This is a genomic window from Marinobacter changyiensis (assembly GCF_009193265.1).
GTDB lineage: Bacteria > Pseudomonadota > Gammaproteobacteria > Pseudomonadales > Oleiphilaceae > Marinobacter > Marinobacter changyiensis.
Map to the genome: position 1 here is coordinate 280,873 of NZ_VZZZ01000004.1, position 15,613 is coordinate 296,485.

14 protein-coding genes and 1 tRNA gene are annotated in these 15,613 nt (G+C 52.2%); 4 read left to right on the forward strand and 11 right to left on the reverse strand.

The features are described 5' to 3' along the window. Window positions 1–139 precede the first annotated feature (139 nt). Window positions 140–1,072: a chemotaxis protein CheV gene (locus F6Y09_RS12460; RefSeq protein WP_152207255.1), complete on the forward strand. Its 933-nt coding sequence runs from the start codon at window positions 140–142 to the stop codon at window positions 1,070–1,072. Window positions 1,073–1,115: 43 nt separating this feature from the next. After that, window positions 1,116–1,946 (forward strand): CheR family methyltransferase, encoded by an 831-nt coding sequence (locus tag F6Y09_RS12465; RefSeq protein ID WP_152207256.1) that lies wholly within the window; start codon window positions 1,116–1,118, stop codon window positions 1,944–1,946. A gap of 21 nt (window positions 1,947–1,967) precedes the next feature. On the opposite strand, the gene F6Y09_RS12470 is transcribed toward F6Y09_RS12465, so the two are convergent. Then, window positions 1,968–2,618: a cupin domain-containing protein gene (locus F6Y09_RS12470; RefSeq protein WP_152207257.1), complete on the reverse strand. Its 651-nt coding sequence runs from the start codon at window positions 2,616–2,618 to the stop codon at window positions 1,968–1,970. A gap of 142 nt (window positions 2,619–2,760) precedes the next feature. On the opposite strand from F6Y09_RS12470, the gene F6Y09_RS12475 reads away from it, so the two are divergent. Beyond that, the gene (locus F6Y09_RS12475; RefSeq protein WP_218944150.1) at window positions 2,761–3,297 is read left to right on the forward strand and encodes a lipocalin family protein; all 537 of its coding nucleotides are present in this window, start codon (window positions 2,761–2,763) and stop codon (window positions 3,295–3,297) included. 63 nt (window positions 3,298–3,360) lie between these two features. Here F6Y09_RS12475 and F6Y09_RS12480 read toward each other — a convergent pair whose 3' ends face one another. Together F6Y09_RS12480 and F6Y09_RS12485 are read right to left on the reverse strand one after the other, a co-directional pair. Further along, window positions 3,361–3,960: a DUF938 domain-containing protein gene (locus tag F6Y09_RS12480; RefSeq protein ID WP_152207258.1), complete on the reverse strand. Its 600-nt coding sequence runs from the start codon at window positions 3,958–3,960 to the stop codon at window positions 3,361–3,363. A 68-nt stretch (window positions 3,961–4,028) separates the two neighbouring features. Beyond that, window positions 4,029–4,976 carry an AEC family transporter gene (locus tag F6Y09_RS12485; RefSeq protein WP_152207259.1) on the reverse strand — a complete coding sequence of 316 codons (948 nt, stop codon included), beginning with the start codon at window positions 4,974–4,976 and terminating at the stop codon, window positions 4,029–4,031. A 1,577-nt stretch (window positions 4,977–6,553) separates the two neighbouring features. Here F6Y09_RS12485 and F6Y09_RS12490 point away from each other — a divergent pair. Further along, the gene (locus tag F6Y09_RS12490; RefSeq protein WP_152207260.1) at window positions 6,554–7,627 is read left to right on the forward strand and encodes an ATP-binding protein; all 1,074 of its coding nucleotides are present in this window, start codon (window positions 6,554–6,556) and stop codon (window positions 7,625–7,627) included. A gap of 285 nt (window positions 7,628–7,912) precedes the next feature. Here F6Y09_RS12490 and F6Y09_RS12495 read toward each other — a convergent pair whose 3' ends face one another. The 8 genes from F6Y09_RS12495 to F6Y09_RS12530 form a co-directional block, all read right to left on the reverse strand. Further along, window positions 7,913–9,562 (reverse strand): choice-of-anchor X domain-containing protein, encoded by a 1,650-nt coding sequence (locus tag F6Y09_RS12495; protein WP_152207261.1) that lies wholly within the window; start codon window positions 9,560–9,562, stop codon window positions 7,913–7,915. Further along, window positions 9,559–11,133: a lipase family alpha/beta hydrolase gene (locus F6Y09_RS12500; protein WP_152207262.1), complete on the reverse strand. Its 1,575-nt coding sequence runs from the start codon at window positions 11,131–11,133 to the stop codon at window positions 9,559–9,561. The genes F6Y09_RS12495 and F6Y09_RS12500 overlap by 4 nt, the downstream gene beginning before the upstream one ends. 511 nt (window positions 11,134–11,644) lie before the next feature. Continuing rightward, the gene (locus tag F6Y09_RS12505; protein WP_152207263.1) at window positions 11,645–13,156 is read right to left on the reverse strand and encodes an amidase; all 1,512 of its coding nucleotides are present in this window, start codon (window positions 13,154–13,156) and stop codon (window positions 11,645–11,647) included. Between the two features lie 124 nt (window positions 13,157–13,280). Then, window positions 13,281–13,595: a hypothetical protein gene (locus F6Y09_RS12510; protein WP_152207264.1), complete on the reverse strand. Its 315-nt coding sequence runs from the start codon at window positions 13,593–13,595 to the stop codon at window positions 13,281–13,283. 5 nt (window positions 13,596–13,600) lie between these two features. Beyond that, window positions 13,601–14,035: a type II toxin-antitoxin system VapC family toxin gene (locus F6Y09_RS12515; RefSeq protein ID WP_152207265.1), complete on the reverse strand. Its 435-nt coding sequence runs from the start codon at window positions 14,033–14,035 to the stop codon at window positions 13,601–13,603. Then, window positions 14,035–14,271 (reverse strand): type II toxin-antitoxin system Phd/YefM family antitoxin, encoded by a 237-nt coding sequence (locus tag F6Y09_RS12520; RefSeq protein ID WP_152207266.1) that lies wholly within the window; start codon window positions 14,269–14,271, stop codon window positions 14,035–14,037. The genes F6Y09_RS12515 and F6Y09_RS12520 overlap by 1 nt, the downstream gene beginning before the upstream one ends. Before the next feature lie 756 nt (window positions 14,272–15,027). Next, window positions 15,028–15,118: transfer RNA gene (locus tag F6Y09_RS12525), tRNA-Ser, on the reverse strand. A 74-nt stretch (window positions 15,119–15,192) separates the two neighbouring features. Further along, on the reverse strand, window positions 15,193–15,468 hold the full coding sequence (locus F6Y09_RS12530) for an acylphosphatase (protein WP_152207267.1): 276 nt from the start codon (window positions 15,466–15,468) through the stop codon (window positions 15,193–15,195). Window positions 15,469–15,613 lie beyond the last annotated feature (145 nt).

A 15,613-nucleotide genomic window follows, 5' to 3' on the forward strand; every position in this document is an offset into this window, starting at 1 on the left:
ACTGGCGGGTATTCCGGTTTCTATTAAATATTGTCGGGATGTTGCCGTTAACCAGAGTCACCAGGCCCGATAGCTATCGGTACGCAAGATGTGTGCCGGGCGGGGTGAACGGTTGGTCTAAATTCAGGAGTAGCGGTAAATGGCAGGTGTACTCGATAGCGTAAACCAGCGTACCCAGTTAGTGGGGGAAAACCGGCTTGAGCTTTTACTCTTTCGCCTGCGTGGGCGGCAGGTATACGGCATCAACGTTTTCAAGGTAAAAGAGGTTTTACAGTGCCCGAAGCTGTCCTCCATTCCCAATAGCCGAGCCATGGTAAGGGGGGTGGCACACATTCGGGGTGAGACTATTCCGATTATTGATCTTGGTCTCGCGATCCGGATGACGCCTATTCCTGCAGACGAGATCGCCACAAGCTTCGTAATAATTACGGAATATAACCGAAAAACCCAGGGCTTCCTCGTTACCGCTGTGGACCGGATTATCAACATGAATTGGGAGGATATACTGCCACCGCCCAAAGGCGCTGGCGGTGAAGTCTATCTGACTGCAGTAACCAAAATCGATGATAAAATAATTGAAATCATTGACGTAGAAAAGGTTCTTTCAGAGGTTTCTCCGCTCGAATCGAATTTGACCGAGTCGGTTTTAAGTCGTAGCAGTGAGACTGATCGGGGAGCATCACTGCCCATTCTGGTGGTAGACGATTCCTCAGTGGCGCGTCGCCAGATCGAAAGATGCCTGTCCGCGATCGGCATTAAGGTTGTTTCCAAAAACGACGGCAAGCAGGCACTGGACCTGCTCAAAGAAATGACCTCCGATGGCTCGAAGGCCACCGATCATTTCTCGATGATGATTTCAGATGTCGAAATGCCGGAAATGGATGGCTATACGCTGGTTACCCGTTGTAAGAGCGATACCAATATCGACCCGCTCTACATCATGTTGCATACCTCCCTGAGTGGTGTATTCAACAAGGCGATGGTTCAGAAGGTTGGCGCCAATGATTTCATGGCCAAGTTCAGTCCGGATGAACTCGCTGAGCGGGTAATGGAAATTCTCGATCAAGCCTGAATGAGACAGGTTGGTCCCCAGAGGCTCAAACGCCAGAGATTCAATGAAATCAGATATCACACCCCAGGAATACGAAGCCTTCAAGACATTCCTGCAGGATGCGTGTGGCATTTTGCTTGGCGAAAACAAGCAGTATCTGGTTAAAAGCCGTCTGCGACGTATTCTTGAAGATAACCAGATGACTGGTCTCGGCGCGTTGCTGGAACACCTGAAGCGTCCCGACAGGAGTCCGTTACGGGAAGTGGTTGTGGATGCCATGACCACCAACGAAACCCTCTGGTTCCGTGACAACCACCCGTTCCGTATTCTCAGTGACAAACTGCTGCCTGAACTCGCGGAACGCAGCCAGTTGCAGCCGATCAGGTTTTGGTCTGCTGCCTGTTCGACCGGTCAGGAGCCTTATTCCATTGCCATGGCCGTGGATGAGTATCGGCGCTTCAAACCAGGCAAGCTCAAGGCGGATATCAAAATCACCGCCACGGATATTTCCAAAAGCGTACTCGATGTGGCCCGACGTGGAGAGTATGAACTGCTGGCCATTGGCCGCGGCTTGTCACCGGAGCGGCAAAAGAGTTTCTTTACTCAATCAACCAACGGGGGTTGGCAAATACGACCCCAGTTGAAGACGATGGTGGAGTTCAAGGAACTGAACCTGCTTGAGCGCTACATGTTAGGGAGATTTGATGTGGTTTTTTGCCGCAACGTGTTGATTTACTTTTCCGGTGAGCTCAAGAAAGACATCCTTACCCGCATTCACGCCACACTCACTCCTGGCGGTTATCTCATTCTGGGTGCTTCCGAATCTCTAAACGGCCTGCCCCACCTGTATGAAATGGTCCAGTGTCACCCGGGCATTATTTACCGGAAAAAGTAATCCGGGTTATTCAGAGGCTCCTTAGATGGGCAAGTGGCCGGTTTTCACCCAGATAACGGTCTCCTGTTCTACAAAAGGGTGGTGCTGGCTCAGGTGTGGACTGCGCAGCCAGGTACCCGCCGGGTAGTGGCCGTCCTCATCACAGAATTCGCCGGACAATACAAAAATTTCTTCACCACCAAAATGCCGGTGGGGCTGGAATTTTTCATTTGCTGGCCATTTCACCAAGGCAACGTGTTCGTGTTCAAATTCATGCAGCGGCATAACCTGCAGCCCTCCGTACCCTGGTAGCCATTCAGCCGTGTGGGTATCAACCCTCACTGTCGCCTTATCGCGTTCATCAAACTGATGTAATTTTACCAGCAGGGTGCAGCCTTCTTCGCTGAAGGGGGCGTGGCCACTTCCTGGTGGGTTGCGCAGATAGGTGCCGGCACTGTAATGGCCGTTCTCATCGGAAAAAACACCCTCCAGCACCAGTATTTCTTCACCCAGAGGATGCCAGTGGTGTGGAAAGCGTGCTCCCGGTTCATAGCGCACAACGCTTGTGGCATGGCCCCGTTCAGCTTCTTCGCGGGCAAGCGGTTTGCGCAGGACACCTCCGGCAGGACTGGGGGTCCAATCCAGCTCTGAGGTATTGATGACCACTTTGCGGGTAAAGTCCATATTTAACATGAGAGCTCCGATAAGGTTATTAGAGCCCGTTTTACGATCTCCGGGCTGGGCTGGATGCTTTGCATTCACGTATCCTGAATGAACAATGAATACACCCCAGGGTTCCGCGATGCCAATTACTCACATTTTAAAGGTCTGATTAATGAAAGCTATGCGCCTTCTGATAATAATTGCTGTGGGTACGCTCCTGACCGCCTGCACCGGTTTGCCGGAGGGGATCCGCCCGGTCAAAACGGTGGATGTTAACCAATATGCCGGCACCTGGTATGAAATCGCCCGGCTTGATCATTCTTTCGAACGTGGCCTCTCGGATGTATCTGCCGAATACCAGATTCAGGACGATGGCAGTCTGAAGGTTATCAATCGTGGTTATTCAACTGAAGAGGGCACCTGGAAGGAGGCGGAAGGTCATGCTGTGTTTGTGGATGAAAACCGTACCGGGCATTTGAAAGTATCCTTCTTCGGTCCCTTCTATGCGTCCTATGTAATCTTCCGTCTCGACAGTGAAGACTATCAATATGCCTTTATTACTGGCTTTGACCGGGATTACCTGTGGTTTCTTTCTCGCACGCCGACTGTGACTGACAAAGCTCTGGATGACTTCCGCGCCGTGGCCGAAGCCGAGGGCTTCAACCTGGATGAATTGATAATTGTTGATCAGAGCCGCAATAGACCGTAATGATCTCCCGCACCACAGGGCTTGGCAGACCCGTGCTGAGAATTCACCATCCCCGCTGGTCCGCTATTGTTTGCGCCACACCAGCAAATGATTATTCGCAGGCATAGCCGCGTCGTCTGCCAATGAGAGGCCTACCGTTGAGGCCAGCTGGCGCAGGTCGTCCAGGTCACGAATTCCCATGTGCTCAGCCTGGTTTCGCAAGTGGAGGTCGAACTGGTGATTGCTGTCGCTGGTGTGGCGTCGGCCGTAACGGAAGGGGCCGTACAGGCAGAATGGCTGGCCGCTTCCCAATCCCGCGGCCACACCCCTGAACATGGCAGCCACTTCCGGCCACGCCATGATGTGGGCTGTGTTGGCTGAGAAAACGCCATCAAATACCTGCAATGGCCATGGGGCGCGATTAACATCGAGCTCCAGAGGTGGCAGGATATTCGGAAGTTTCGCTTCTTTGATACGGGCCTGGCAAAGTTGGGCATTGCCCGGTTTGTCGCTGGGTTGCCAGGTCAGATGAGGCAGGGCGGAGGAAAAGTGCACTGCGTGCTGACCCGTTCCGGAGCCAATCTCCAGAATGATTCCTGGCTGGGTAAATACTGTGCGGAGGACATCAAGAATACACTGCTTGTTGTTTTCACAGGCCTGGGAAAAGGGTTTGCTATCATGCATGGTAGTGCCGTCCTTAGTTAGAGAAGTTACGCTGACTGGCAGGCGGTCTCTCGGGCTGGAAACAGAGGTCAGATAATTCCGCCGGTTCGTAGCACAAATACCCCGATCGTGATGGTCGCACTCGCCACCAGAGTCGTCAGGGCGATAATGTTGGCGGCCAGGCGGTCATTCCCACCCAGTGCCTTGACCATCACGAAGCTGGCTGCTGCCGTCGGACTGGCAAAGAACAGGAACAGCAGCCCCAGCTCTTTTCCACTGAAGCCTGCCAGCCATGCAGCAGCGGTGCAAAGGCTCGGCAGTACCACCATTTTCATCATGCTGGCGCCGGTGGCCGTCTTACTGTCGGTGCGGATGGCTGCAATCGACAAGGTGCCCCCGATACACAGCAGAGCAAGGGGCAGCGTCAGGGATGCGAAATACTCGCCGCTGATCATCACCCATCCGGGCAGCCGAATGCCGGACCAGGCGACAGGAACGGCAACAATGACAGAAATGATCAGGGGGTTGCGCACGATATCCCTGAGAATATTCTGCCAGCTAAGAGATTGTCCGGGCTGGTACGCTGCCAGCACTACAACGGACAGTGCGTTGTACGAGATGATTACCACCCCGAGCAAAAGACCTCCGGCAGAAAGACCGAAATCCCCGTAGAGGTTAGTTGCAAGGGCAAGCCCGACGATACCGCAGTTACCCCTGAATGCGCCTTGCACGTATACCCCCCGGTCGGCGTAGGGAACCCGCCAGGTGGCCCAAACCCAACTCAGGACAAAACTGCCGATAGTCGCCAGCAGGAAAAACCCAAGTAGCCCTGGATTGAGCGTGGTATCAAGGTCAGCCTGAATAATGCTCAGGAAAATAAGGGTAGGGAGGGTTGCCTTGAAAACCAGGGCTGAGGCGGTATTGATAAACGGGAGATCAATCCAGCCCAGGCGCCTGAGACCCAGCCCGATAAACACCATGGCAAAAACCGGGAGGGTGGTTTCAAGTGTGCTGAGAAAAACGTCGAACAGAGTCATCACGCGCCATGGTCAGTGAGAGCCGGCTAACATGTTAGCCAGGGCAGTACAAAATACCACGGCCCAATAAAATCGGGAACTTGGGAGAAAAGCTTTACGGGTATCCGGAATTTCATTTCGCCCCGCGGCCACAGGCACATGAGACGAAAAGTACCGTGGGCGGTTTAGGGAAGCGAAAGTTTCTTGATCGTTATGAATGAGCTTGAGTGCAGTAGAGGTGGGCAATAAAAAAAACCAGCATTTGCTGGGGTTTTGTATTGGCGGAGAGAGAGGGATTATTCGGACCTTCGGTCCTCACCCCTTCGGGGCCGTCGTCGCTTCGCTCTGACGTTCCTACGCAGGCTGGGCCTGCTCCGGTCGAACCCTAAAAGCGAATTGGAACACAGCGGATATTGGCGTAATATCAATTAGATAGAAAACACTCGTTGGGCCTAACAGGACTGATTAGGATATATGTTTGCCCACATTTGCCCCAAATCGGCCCAACAAAAACAATAGCGTTTAATAATTGAAAAATTCTTTTATGAGTATCAAATTAGTAAAAGCTTATTCAAAAATTTTTTCAACTATTCGTCCTCTGACCAGCACCGTAGAATTCAGAGTAAGGTTCGGACCTTAGACTTCTGCCTCCGGAGGGCGCCGTTACTATCCGATAGCAAGCAGTCTTAATCGACCAAAAATCTGCCTGATCAATTACTTACTCCAAAAGTAAACACTATAAAAATCCCAATAAAACAGTATCTTGACCGATTAACGCCGATTTTGGGCACAAGGTTGATAGGATTTGGATGTCCGGGATCAGGACATTTGATCGGTGCCCCAAGCCGGCTTTTGGCCTTGGTGATGGGTAGTTTACACTCCCATTATTCGTCCGCAACTGTTAGGTATCGAGTGTCCGGGAATCGGACAAGACCAGTCGGCGGCTTGTGTCCTATTGTTGTAGTGAGCTAACGATAGTTACCGTTTATTGTCTCCTTGTCCCTGCCTGGCCTCTCGGTCGAAATTTTAGTGGACGTAAAACTGGATCAGCTTTTGCCAGGGGCGAGTTAAGCTAGAGACAAACTTGGTCAAACCTACTGTTTTCTATCGCGTTGCTAGAATAGGCGTACCCGCCCAATTGTATTAACTTGCAAAAATTATAGGAGTAGAGCTGTCGTTAATTGTCATCGTTGCGACCGCTATCGATAATCGCTCAAGACTCCCGTGCGCCGATTCTGAACATGGACAACTCATGATAGACGTACGAGGCTGCAAGCATGAATTCAGAATTGTCCGGTAACGCAGCGTCATGTCAGCCGCATCTGCTAACACTTTGCAACATCATTGTTTTTGCACTTTCCGAAAGCTAGTCGACTAGGTAACTGGAAAGACGCTTTGTCGCCAAACCGTCATAGATGAGGAAGAAAACGTGAACTCACTCAAAATATCACGATGAACCAGGCCCTGGGTGGCATCGTTGGCGACGCAGTGGGCGACAATCTGAACGTCGGCGCCGAAAAAATGATGGACTACCTGGCCGAGTGGAGAGGCAGTGCGCCTGATTACCTGAACTCTTTTTTGAGGCGGGTGTCGAAGCGGTGGCCGAAGAAAGTGGCGGTATTCTGGAAACCATGGGTGAAACCGGCGCGGAAGCGATATCTGGACAATTCTCCTCAGACGACAATATTTATCTGTCCCGGCCGGCTCGCAAACGCTTGAAAGAACTCGCCCCTCGCCTGAGTGAAGAGGCTACCAGCCACGAAACCCTGCAGCTGACTTTGGAAATGCTGCTGGTCACCGCCCAGGGCGCCTCCAAAGTGATTGTGGTGAAAGACCCCCTGCGCCTGGACGACGCGTCCCTGGCTCTACTGGCCATGCTGGTCTCTCTGGAAAAGGACCTGCGCCAGATGAACCACACCGAAACGCCAGAACAGGGCAGGGCACAGACCGCAGGCATCAGCGTGGTGCTCATTTTCACCGGACCACAGCCCCACGACACCGTGGAAAACACAGACGTCGCCGAAAAACAGCGGGCGATCTCAAGGCTGCGCATGATGGCCTCTCGATACAGCCTGCTGGAGCGGCTTGACTCGGATATTCCCGTGCCGGCCGTTCGTGCCAGCACCTTCGTGGGCCGGGAAACCGAACTCAAAAGCCTGTGGCAGGACTGGCACAGTCTCTGCGAACAACCAGAGAACTCGGCAAAGCAGACGTGGGCTTTGGTCAAGGGCGAGCCGGGTACGGGTAAAACCGCCCTGGCCAATCGCTTCGTCCGGCAGATCCGTTCCGACACCAGCAATCCAGCCAGCCTGAGCATTCCTACCCTCAGAATGCTCAATCAGACCGGGCACAGTGCCCACGCAACGGGCCTGGCATCGCTCAAGAACTCGATGGTGGACGAGCTTCGCCGGCTAAACCTGATTTACGAGGAAAACGTCGGCTGGTTTGCCAGATTTGGCCAGCAGGTTACGGAAGGCGCCCTAAGGTGGAAGAAAGATGCCAGGTCCGATGATCCCGAAGCCAAGAATCGGACGCGGGGAAGGATTGGCAAAGTGATCGCAAGGCTAGTGGGTGTCGATGCCGCCATGGATATTGCCCGCAGCGGCAAAGACTGGAGCAAGCAGGATGAAATGCGCAGCATGGGCCAGCAGGAATTTGGTCAATCTTCCTAGGCCAATCACAAAGAAGAACAATATAAGCTGCTGCGGGTGGCCCTTCAGGAGATACGCAAACTGGCCCGCGCATGCACGCCTGACCGTGAAAACCAGTCGATAGAAAATACTTCCCCCCCTGCTTCTGCTGATCGACGACCTGCAGTGGGTGGATGACTTCACCGTCGAATTTCTGCTGAACGAGTGGCCGGCTGACATGGGTAAAAGCACAACTCTAGGATGAGAGGAGAGGATAAGCAGAAATGGACAAGCCGGCACCTAAATAAATAGGCACCGGCATGCGTTCTAGGAAAGTGGACGATCGCCGCTCCAACCTTTGGCAGGCAGGCATGCTCCTGATTTTTCGAGGTTCGTGGCCCGATTATACAAAGCCTGCAACTGCCTCTCTGCTACATCAGGATTCGATCTTTCTTTAGATTGAATACGGTTCAGCTTGGCTTTGATTTGATGGCCCAAGACACCGCATAGCGTATTTGCGATACGCAGAATCTCTGCCTCAAGGTCTGAACCACAACCAACAAATTGCTCGCAGGTGTAATAAGAGGTCTCCCCAACGAGGTTCACTAATTTTGCTAATTTAAGCTGAGTGTTGAAGTTAGGATAGATCAGGAAGTTGGAGACCTGGTAAGGGCCATTAAGACCGGAGCGGCCAACGTCCGCACCCATAAAGCTCATGCTGATTTTGTTGGCGCCTTTGCTTAAGTAAAGGCTTGGAATACCATTATCAGATAACTTACCTTGGACCGGCGATCTTAGGTCGCTGGAAACACCATAGTATCCACTGGCTTGAGTGACGACTTCAATTTCAACGTCTAGGCGTTCAAATAGCCCGTCGTCATCAGCATCAACACCTTGATCAGTGGTAATGCCATTAATCACCATCGGCTGGCGTTCCAAGGTACCTGGATCAATATCAAGTGTTCCAACATCGTTAAGAATCCCCAAGACTCGGAAATCCTTCATAATGCCGACCTTTGCAACAGTCCAAGGCTGAGCTCCAAGTTTTTTCAGGTCGTCAAAACTGAAGACGGCAGTCAATGGAGTCGCAGGATCATCGAACCTTCCACCACTTGAAATGCGGCCTCCTTCCAGATCCGTTATGGCAACACTTAACTCGTGCTCGCCAGCCTCGCGAGGAGCGGATTCTTCAAACGTCAGTTCGACCTCCTCAATAAGGCCATTACCGTTGCTGTCCACTTCATTGACAGTGAACCCGCCAGTCAGCCCAAATCCCGCAGAGGCGACAGCCACCGGCTGATATATCAAGCCTTGATGACCGTTCCATTCGATCCTGAAGCGTGTCTGGTAGTATCCGACTTGATTAATGGATGCTACTGACGTGTACATACTGTCATCGGCTGTTTCATCAGGCGAGACACCGTCATCTTTCAGAGCCGCAGTCGATATTACATGGCCTGACGCATCCAGGATCTCAGCTGTGATGGTAGCCCCAAGTGCTGGGCCATCCTCAGTTCCCAGCGCCATGGCAACCGCAAAGTATTTCCCTACCTCTATTGGTGCTCCCGGAACTCCCGCAAATGAGAAGAAGTTTAGTCCGGGCCGCGCGGAAACCGATAGCCTGGCCGGGGTTGGCCCCGAGGTCAGGATGAACGAATAATCTCCAACTGGGGCGCTATCGGAAACTACGTTGAGGTTCCTAACTCCAGTATTGGTGTCTTCATAGTATGTCCAGTCGAACCCTAGAGACTCCGCGTTGCCTTCTGCCATGGTGGTGCCATCGGGAAGCGTTATCGCGACCCCTGATGAGTCCACATGTACCGCAAAAATCCGAACCTCAGTGCTTTCTACATGGAAAGTACCATGGAGGACACTGTTAGCTTCTGTGGGGAAGGTTTGAATCATTGGAAGCATCTGAGCTGCTTGCGTCAAAGTGCTCATCAGCAGAAAGAAAATTAACGTCGTAATCCGTTTCATAGGTCACCCCATCCCAGAGAAGATTTACCAACAGCCAGCGCGCGCGTTTGAGTTTCATCATCAATGATCGTGCCGTGGTTCTTACCAACGAGGCTCATAGTACTCACCGCTGTTCCAACACCGTTTGCGCTCTCGTCGCTCACAAAAGTGTCATTCGGGTTGGGGCCAGATGCATCTCTGATCACCCATGGAATTTCGATTGTTTCACCGAACAACTCAACTGTTCTGTATCCGGATCGTATGGAGTCGTAGGTAAACAGTTGGCCATAGAGATAATTCGATGCCCAGGTTAAATCCACGCCATTCATGTCTGGTGGAACCTGGTTCCCAGTTGCTTCTGCTGCATCAATAACCTGATTTCCGTCGCCATCGGCATCAGCACCAATGGTCACCAGCTTTGTTTCGCCAAGTTCTAAGTATTTATTCGCAACTTCCCATGTATTAGTCTGCAGATCGCACATGTCTGCGAAAAGAGTATTCCCGAATGCGATCGCGGAGTAGTCGGCAATTACTGTACCTAAGTGGGGGCTTCCATGAGTAAGAAGACTATTGACCTTGATCGGGTGCCGAATGGGCTGCCCATCCATGGTGCCTACCTGGGCCAAATACTCGTCCAAGTTAAGCATGTGGGAAACCAGCCGCCCATCCAATCCACCCATTGAGTGGCCTATGGCATGTATTTCTGCTGTACCCGTATTTGTAGCGTCTTGAGCAATCTGAGCAAGGAAGTTGGTCGCATGGTCAGCAACTGCCACCAATGTACCTGGTGAACAGGTCCTCGATCCCGTCAGAATAGAATGACCAACGACCTTGGAATATAGCCCAAGCTCAGCCTCGAGTTTTTCCCTGTATCCGGAATTCTCCAAGGCCGTCGGCACGCCAAAAAGCCCAGTAAGGAAATACACTGGTTCTGTCGCCTCGAATTTGATGCCAACCCAATCGATTGAGGTTGCCCAGACTCTACAACCTACTGCACCTGACGAAAGAACAGTATTTTTGTTCTTCACATCAATCGCAACCTGTACGGTGTTAGTGGCAGTGCCACCAGGCGCTGATGGGAAGTTCACCTTTTCTATGGGAACCTCGAACTCCGCATTGAACTTCCAGATTGAATTGTTGCCAGCCAGCTCCCCGATTAACTCACCGTTGAAGTACACCTCATTGACCTCCGGGTGAAGGGTATCTGGGATATCGTCTCCATCACAGTCGCCAACCGGTGTGGTGTAAGCATCAACATCGTACGCTGGGATATATATTTTAGCTGTGTCAGACAAACTGCCGACCGAAACAGCTTGAGCTACATCACTAACATAACGATTGTTTTGAATTGATAAATTAACTTGGTACTGGCGGGAATCGAAGAACATGTAGTTGTCCAGAATACCTGCTTGTCGATCGCTGACATTGAATTCCCCGCCAGGGATTGCGATAGCATCGAAACTGATAGGTGAGGCTCCGTAATGGGAGGGGTACTCAGCTCCTGCCAAGAGTTGCTGGGACCCAAGCCCCATGATTAGTGTCGTCGCCAGCATGCCTAGCCGCATGCACTGCAGTGAAATAGTTCGTTCCATGTAAGATATCCTTTTCTCATTTCATGACAGTTAAATTTGTTCTTAACTAGACTTGGAGTACTGAGTGCGTGTCCTTCGGACACTCATTGATTGAGGATTGAGGATGTCAATGGAAGCCAGTCCGGGCTATGGAAGTGAGGAGCTAGAGGGGGTGCACATCCATTTGAGCGCGGAAAGCTCCATTTGCCTGGAAGTTTAGACCCGCGCCCGCGCATGACTGTTAAAAACTGTCAAATCCAGTTGTTCTACTTCGCAAAAATCGAGAAAGCTTTCTGTGTCCAGCGAATAAAAAAATATTGGTGGCATTCCTTTGCGGACGTGTAGTGGTTCAATGATTCTGGACACCAACGTAGGCGGTAATTCGACGACAAGGAATGTCCGTGCCAGCTAATTGTAATGCCGGGGACGAGTGGTCCTGTGCGCTCTATCGTCGAGTTGTTGCTAGCCCGGTCCTATTCAGACGCCTCGAAAAGGACCCGTCTATCATTACACGACGTATCGCACGTGAGCTTTACCCAACGGCGACTTGGTAAGCATGAGCGACCTTAAGCACCGTCGACTCGTCCCAGCGTCTGCCAACAAGCTGCATTCCTACCGGTAATCCTTCCGAAAACCCGACAGGAAGACTCATTGCCGGATGCCCACTGACGTCAAATGGTGCAGTGTTATGCAGATTACTAAGCGCTCCAGCGAGTGTGCTGTTGAGGTTTTTATCCGTCGGTCTGCAGATGGCTTTCATGGCGGTCGTTGGCATAACCAACAGGTCATATTCCTTCAGGGCGTCATCGTAATTGCGTGCCAGGCGTCGGCCGATATTTTGCGCCTTACCGTAGTAGTGCCGATTGTAATGTTCAGACATATAGTGACCTGCCAGAACCGTCATCTTCACTGTGTCACTAAAATCATGGCCGCGAGCGCGACGAGCCCGCCCATAGAAATCCATGAGCTGTGTGCTGTAATGCCCGCGCCAGTTCGTGCCGTAGCCATCGCCCCTGACCATCAGCTCGGTGGCACCCTCAAACGCTATCGCACTCCACAGCGCGAGCCCGTCGCTGTGCATGGGCACCGACACTTCCGAAACACGAGCCCCCACTTTTTCCAGCACGCTGACAGCTTCTCGAACCGCAGCATCTACATCTGTCTCGCTGACACCGCTAATACCAAACCCTTCTCGCAAGATACCAATGCGCATGCCAGAAAGATCTTCACTCAGCGATTCTGTGTACTTCGCAGTGCGCACGTCGTACTGTCGCGGATCCAGGCCATCCGGGCCAGCAAGCACCTCCAGCATCCGGGCGCAATCTTCCGCGGTACGCGCCATTGGGCCGATATGATCAAGCGTGATCTCAATGGGGAAAATGCCCGTGTAGGGGACAAGGCCATGAGTGCCTTTGATTCCGTAGCAGCCGCTCCATGAGGCGGGCAGTCGAATGGAACCGCCCTGGTCTCCACCCAGTGCCATATCGACTTCACTGTTGGTCACCACCACCGCACTGCCGTTGGAGGATGCCCCGGCCAGGCGGTCAGGATCATGGGGATTAACCGGTTGGGGTTCGGGATAGCCTGTACAGCCGCCACCGTCAAAACAAAACGCAGGCACTGCTGTCTTGCCGATGATGTGCGCGCCCGCGTCTAGAAGCCGGGTGACTACCGTTGCATCCTCGCGGGGTACAAAACCCTCCATGATCGGGGAACCATTCATCATGGGGATGCCCGCAAGGGAAATATTGTCTTTCAGGGCCACCGTACGGCCCGCTAACGGCCCTTCCTTGGCTCCAGGTACGGAGCACTTCCATGCCCAGCCGTTGAGTGGATTGTCATCTCCTACGGGGCGATAGCCCATATCAGCCCGCGGGTATTTAACCGGCAGCGATTCATCTGCAAGTTCATCCAGGCGGTCATAAATCGCCATCGAACCAGCAACGGCGGACTGAAATTCGCGCAGTTCATCAGGGGACAGGTCGAAGCCGTAGTAGTCAGAGATAATTTCCAATGTATCAATGTTGGGTCTTTTTACACTCATCATGAAATTCCTGGAGAGAAGAACCCCGATTCATTACGGGGGCCAACAAGCGGACCTAAAGCGACCTGGCCGATTTCTTCCGAGAGGCAATCCCACCGTGTCCCATGATCGGTCGTTAATTAACTTAGTACCCAAGACAGTGATGGGCAAACTCAGTACCCAATTCGTGTTCATGAGTCAAGCCGCGCACAAACTCCAACACATGGGCATTTAACACAAAATTCTCGGAGCGACTCTGAACCTCCAGTACACCGCTGGCAAGAAGCTTGCGCAGGGTATCACTCACTTGAATGTCATCCAGAGCTGGCTGACTCTGGCGAATCGCAGCGAGGACTTGCTCCTCGGAGAACGCCGGCATTTCCCGAGTAGCCCTGACCCATGCTTCGACTGTTTCCCAGTGTTCGAAAAGTGTACGAGTGAGATGCTTGGGACTAGCCATGGTAACTAGGCGCCCTTTGAGGCATGGCTGGCGTCGATGCCAAAGAAAATGGCGGCATTCACAAGCGCCTGGTCTTCACTGATCAAACGAGCCTGATGATATTCTGCGCAGGCCAGGTGAAGTGCATCCAATGTCCTCAGACTTGTCTTCCGTGTTCCAATCCAGTGGCTGGCTCGCTGGTAATGGGCCGTTTCAATGGGGCAGGGGGTAAAACGTCCATGGCTGACATCATCATGGAACGCACTTTCGATACGATTTGCCTGGGGTTCGCTGAGCTCTCCCATACGAACCCAGCGCGCCAAGGCGCTTGCAACCTCAACCTCTGTCAAATGGCTTATAAGGACCGGGCTAGTCTGTGATTCAAGCATGGCTTGAACCCGATCGCTAGCATGCTCCTGGCGGTAAAAGGGCAGAACGGCGCTGGTGTCGAAGTAGACCATCAATAGCGCTCATCGTCCCTGAGCTCTCGCACCACTTGCGCGGAGCTTTCCCGGGAGGGAGGCAAAGAGTCTCTGAGTTCAGACCGGTTCGGAAACTGGATTTTTTCTGGCCGGGCTGAGGTCAGACGTGCGGCAGGTTTACCGTGACGAAGGATAACAATCTCCTCTCCCGCGGCCACAGCGTCCAACAGATAGGAAAGCTTTTCCCGAGTTTCCCGAACATTGATTGTTTGCATGAGTTTCACCTCTATTTGCGTACACATTAAGTGTACGTCTGATGGGTGCTCGCTCGCAATCGAAGGTCTTGGCGTATTGACGATTACCAGTACTCAGAGACCGGCAATGCACCGGATCTATAGGCATATCGAGAGTTGTTCAATGGCAAAACCACAACGAAAATAAAAACGTAATCTATTGATATTTTTAGTATAGAAAGGTGCGGAATGAGCGTAGAACTGACTTAAATATATATACATGCATATGATATAAAAGGAATATATTATAAATATGGCAGTATTTTCAGCTCATTGGCACCAGTACGATTCCGACCCACCCCTTCATTATTTCTATATATCAGTATCTGGCGACGCTCAGTTTTTGGTGAGAAAAAACTGCGAAAACGAGTTCCCGACCCCAGATTCTATAAAGGCAAATCGCACACCAAAAACGAGCGATGCAATTCGGTCTGTTCTGCACATATTGATGCTTTCGCTGAGAGGTACGAATGGCCTACTGGGTGCCGAGATGGGAGTGCCCAAATTTAACCGAGGCGACGGCAACGAGCCAATCGCTTGCAGCCAGAGCAACCTCCCGTATCGTTAGTGTTGGCGCGCCAGCTGGTGCACATGGATACCACGATGGTCAAAAGGGCCGTCGTCGCTTCGCTCTGACGTTCCTACGCAGGCTGGGCCTGCTCCGGTCGAACCCGCGAGGGTTCTTCTACCCAAACTATCTGCCAATAAAAAACCCCAGCATTTGCTGGGGTTTTGTATTGGCGGAGAGAGAGGGATTCGAACCCTCGATACGCTATTAACGTATACACACTTTCCAGGCGTGCGCCTTCAGCCACTCGGCCACCTCTCCAATAAACTGTTCAGATCAGCGTACTGATTTGAGGGCGCAGACTTTAATGGTTTTGAGGTGTTTTGGCAACTGTCTTATTGAATACGGAAGTCGTTGAATTGCGGGTTGCCGGTCATTTTCTCAACATCAATATGCTGTACGCTCGCTTTCGGTGGGCCGTCCCAGCACCAGTCGAGTAGTTGTACGAGGGCTTGCTCATCGCCTTCCGCAAGAACTTCTACGCGACCATCGGCAAGATTTCTTGCATACCCGGTGACACCAAGCTCCTCAGCCCGTGCCTGGGCAGACGCGCGGTAAAAGACACCCTGAACTCGTCCCGCGACGAGTAAACGCCATCGCTGCTGATCCATTTTGTTCCTCCACTCATGCTGTTTCGCGTGCCCCATGCCTTTTTACGGTAGTAGATACGGGTGCCCAGTGACCAGTTACAGTTGTTTATTTGATGTAGATCTATCAACGCTGGCGGGCCTTCAGTTAAGCTTCTCGCCAAGATGT

Coding starts and splice junctions, on each gene's coding strand:
- F6Y09_RS12460 (WP_152207255.1), top strand. CDS start 140: ATGGCAGGTGTACTCGATAGCGTAAACCAGCGTACCCAGTTAGTGGGG.
- F6Y09_RS12465 (WP_152207256.1), top strand. CDS start 1,116: ATGAAATCAGATATCACACCCCAGGAATACGAAGCCTTCAAGACATTC.
- F6Y09_RS12470 (WP_152207257.1), bottom strand. CDS start 2,618: ATGTTAAATATGGACTTTACCCGCAAAGTGGTCATCAATACCTCAGAG.
- F6Y09_RS12475 (WP_218944150.1), top strand. CDS start 2,761: ATGAAAGCTATGCGCCTTCTGATAATAATTGCTGTGGGTACGCTCCTG.
- F6Y09_RS12480 (WP_152207258.1), bottom strand. CDS start 3,960: ATGCATGATAGCAAACCCTTTTCCCAGGCCTGTGAAAACAACAAGCAG.
- F6Y09_RS12485 (WP_152207259.1), bottom strand. CDS start 4,976: ATGACTCTGTTCGACGTTTTTCTCAGCACACTTGAAACCACCCTCCCG.
- F6Y09_RS12495 (WP_152207261.1), bottom strand. CDS start 9,562: ATGAAACGGATTACGACGTTAATTTTCTTTCTGCTGATGAGCACTTTG.
- F6Y09_RS12500 (WP_152207262.1), bottom strand. CDS start 11,133: ATGGAACGAACTATTTCACTGCAGTGCATGCGGCTAGGCATGCTGGCG.
- F6Y09_RS12505 (WP_152207263.1), bottom strand. CDS start 13,156: ATGAGTGTAAAAAGACCCAACATTGATACATTGGAAATTATCTCTGAC.
- F6Y09_RS12510 (WP_152207264.1), bottom strand. CDS start 13,595: ATGGCTAGTCCCAAGCATCTCACTCGTACACTTTTCGAACACTGGGAA.
- F6Y09_RS12515 (WP_152207265.1), bottom strand. CDS start 14,035: ATGGTCTACTTCGACACCAGCGCCGTTCTGCCCTTTTACCGCCAGGAG.
- F6Y09_RS12520 (WP_152207266.1), bottom strand. CDS start 14,271: ATGCAAACAATCAATGTTCGGGAAACTCGGGAAAAGCTTTCCTATCTG.
- F6Y09_RS12530 (WP_152207267.1), bottom strand. CDS start 15,468: ATGGATCAGCAGCGATGGCGTTTACTCGTCGCGGGACGAGTTCAGGGT.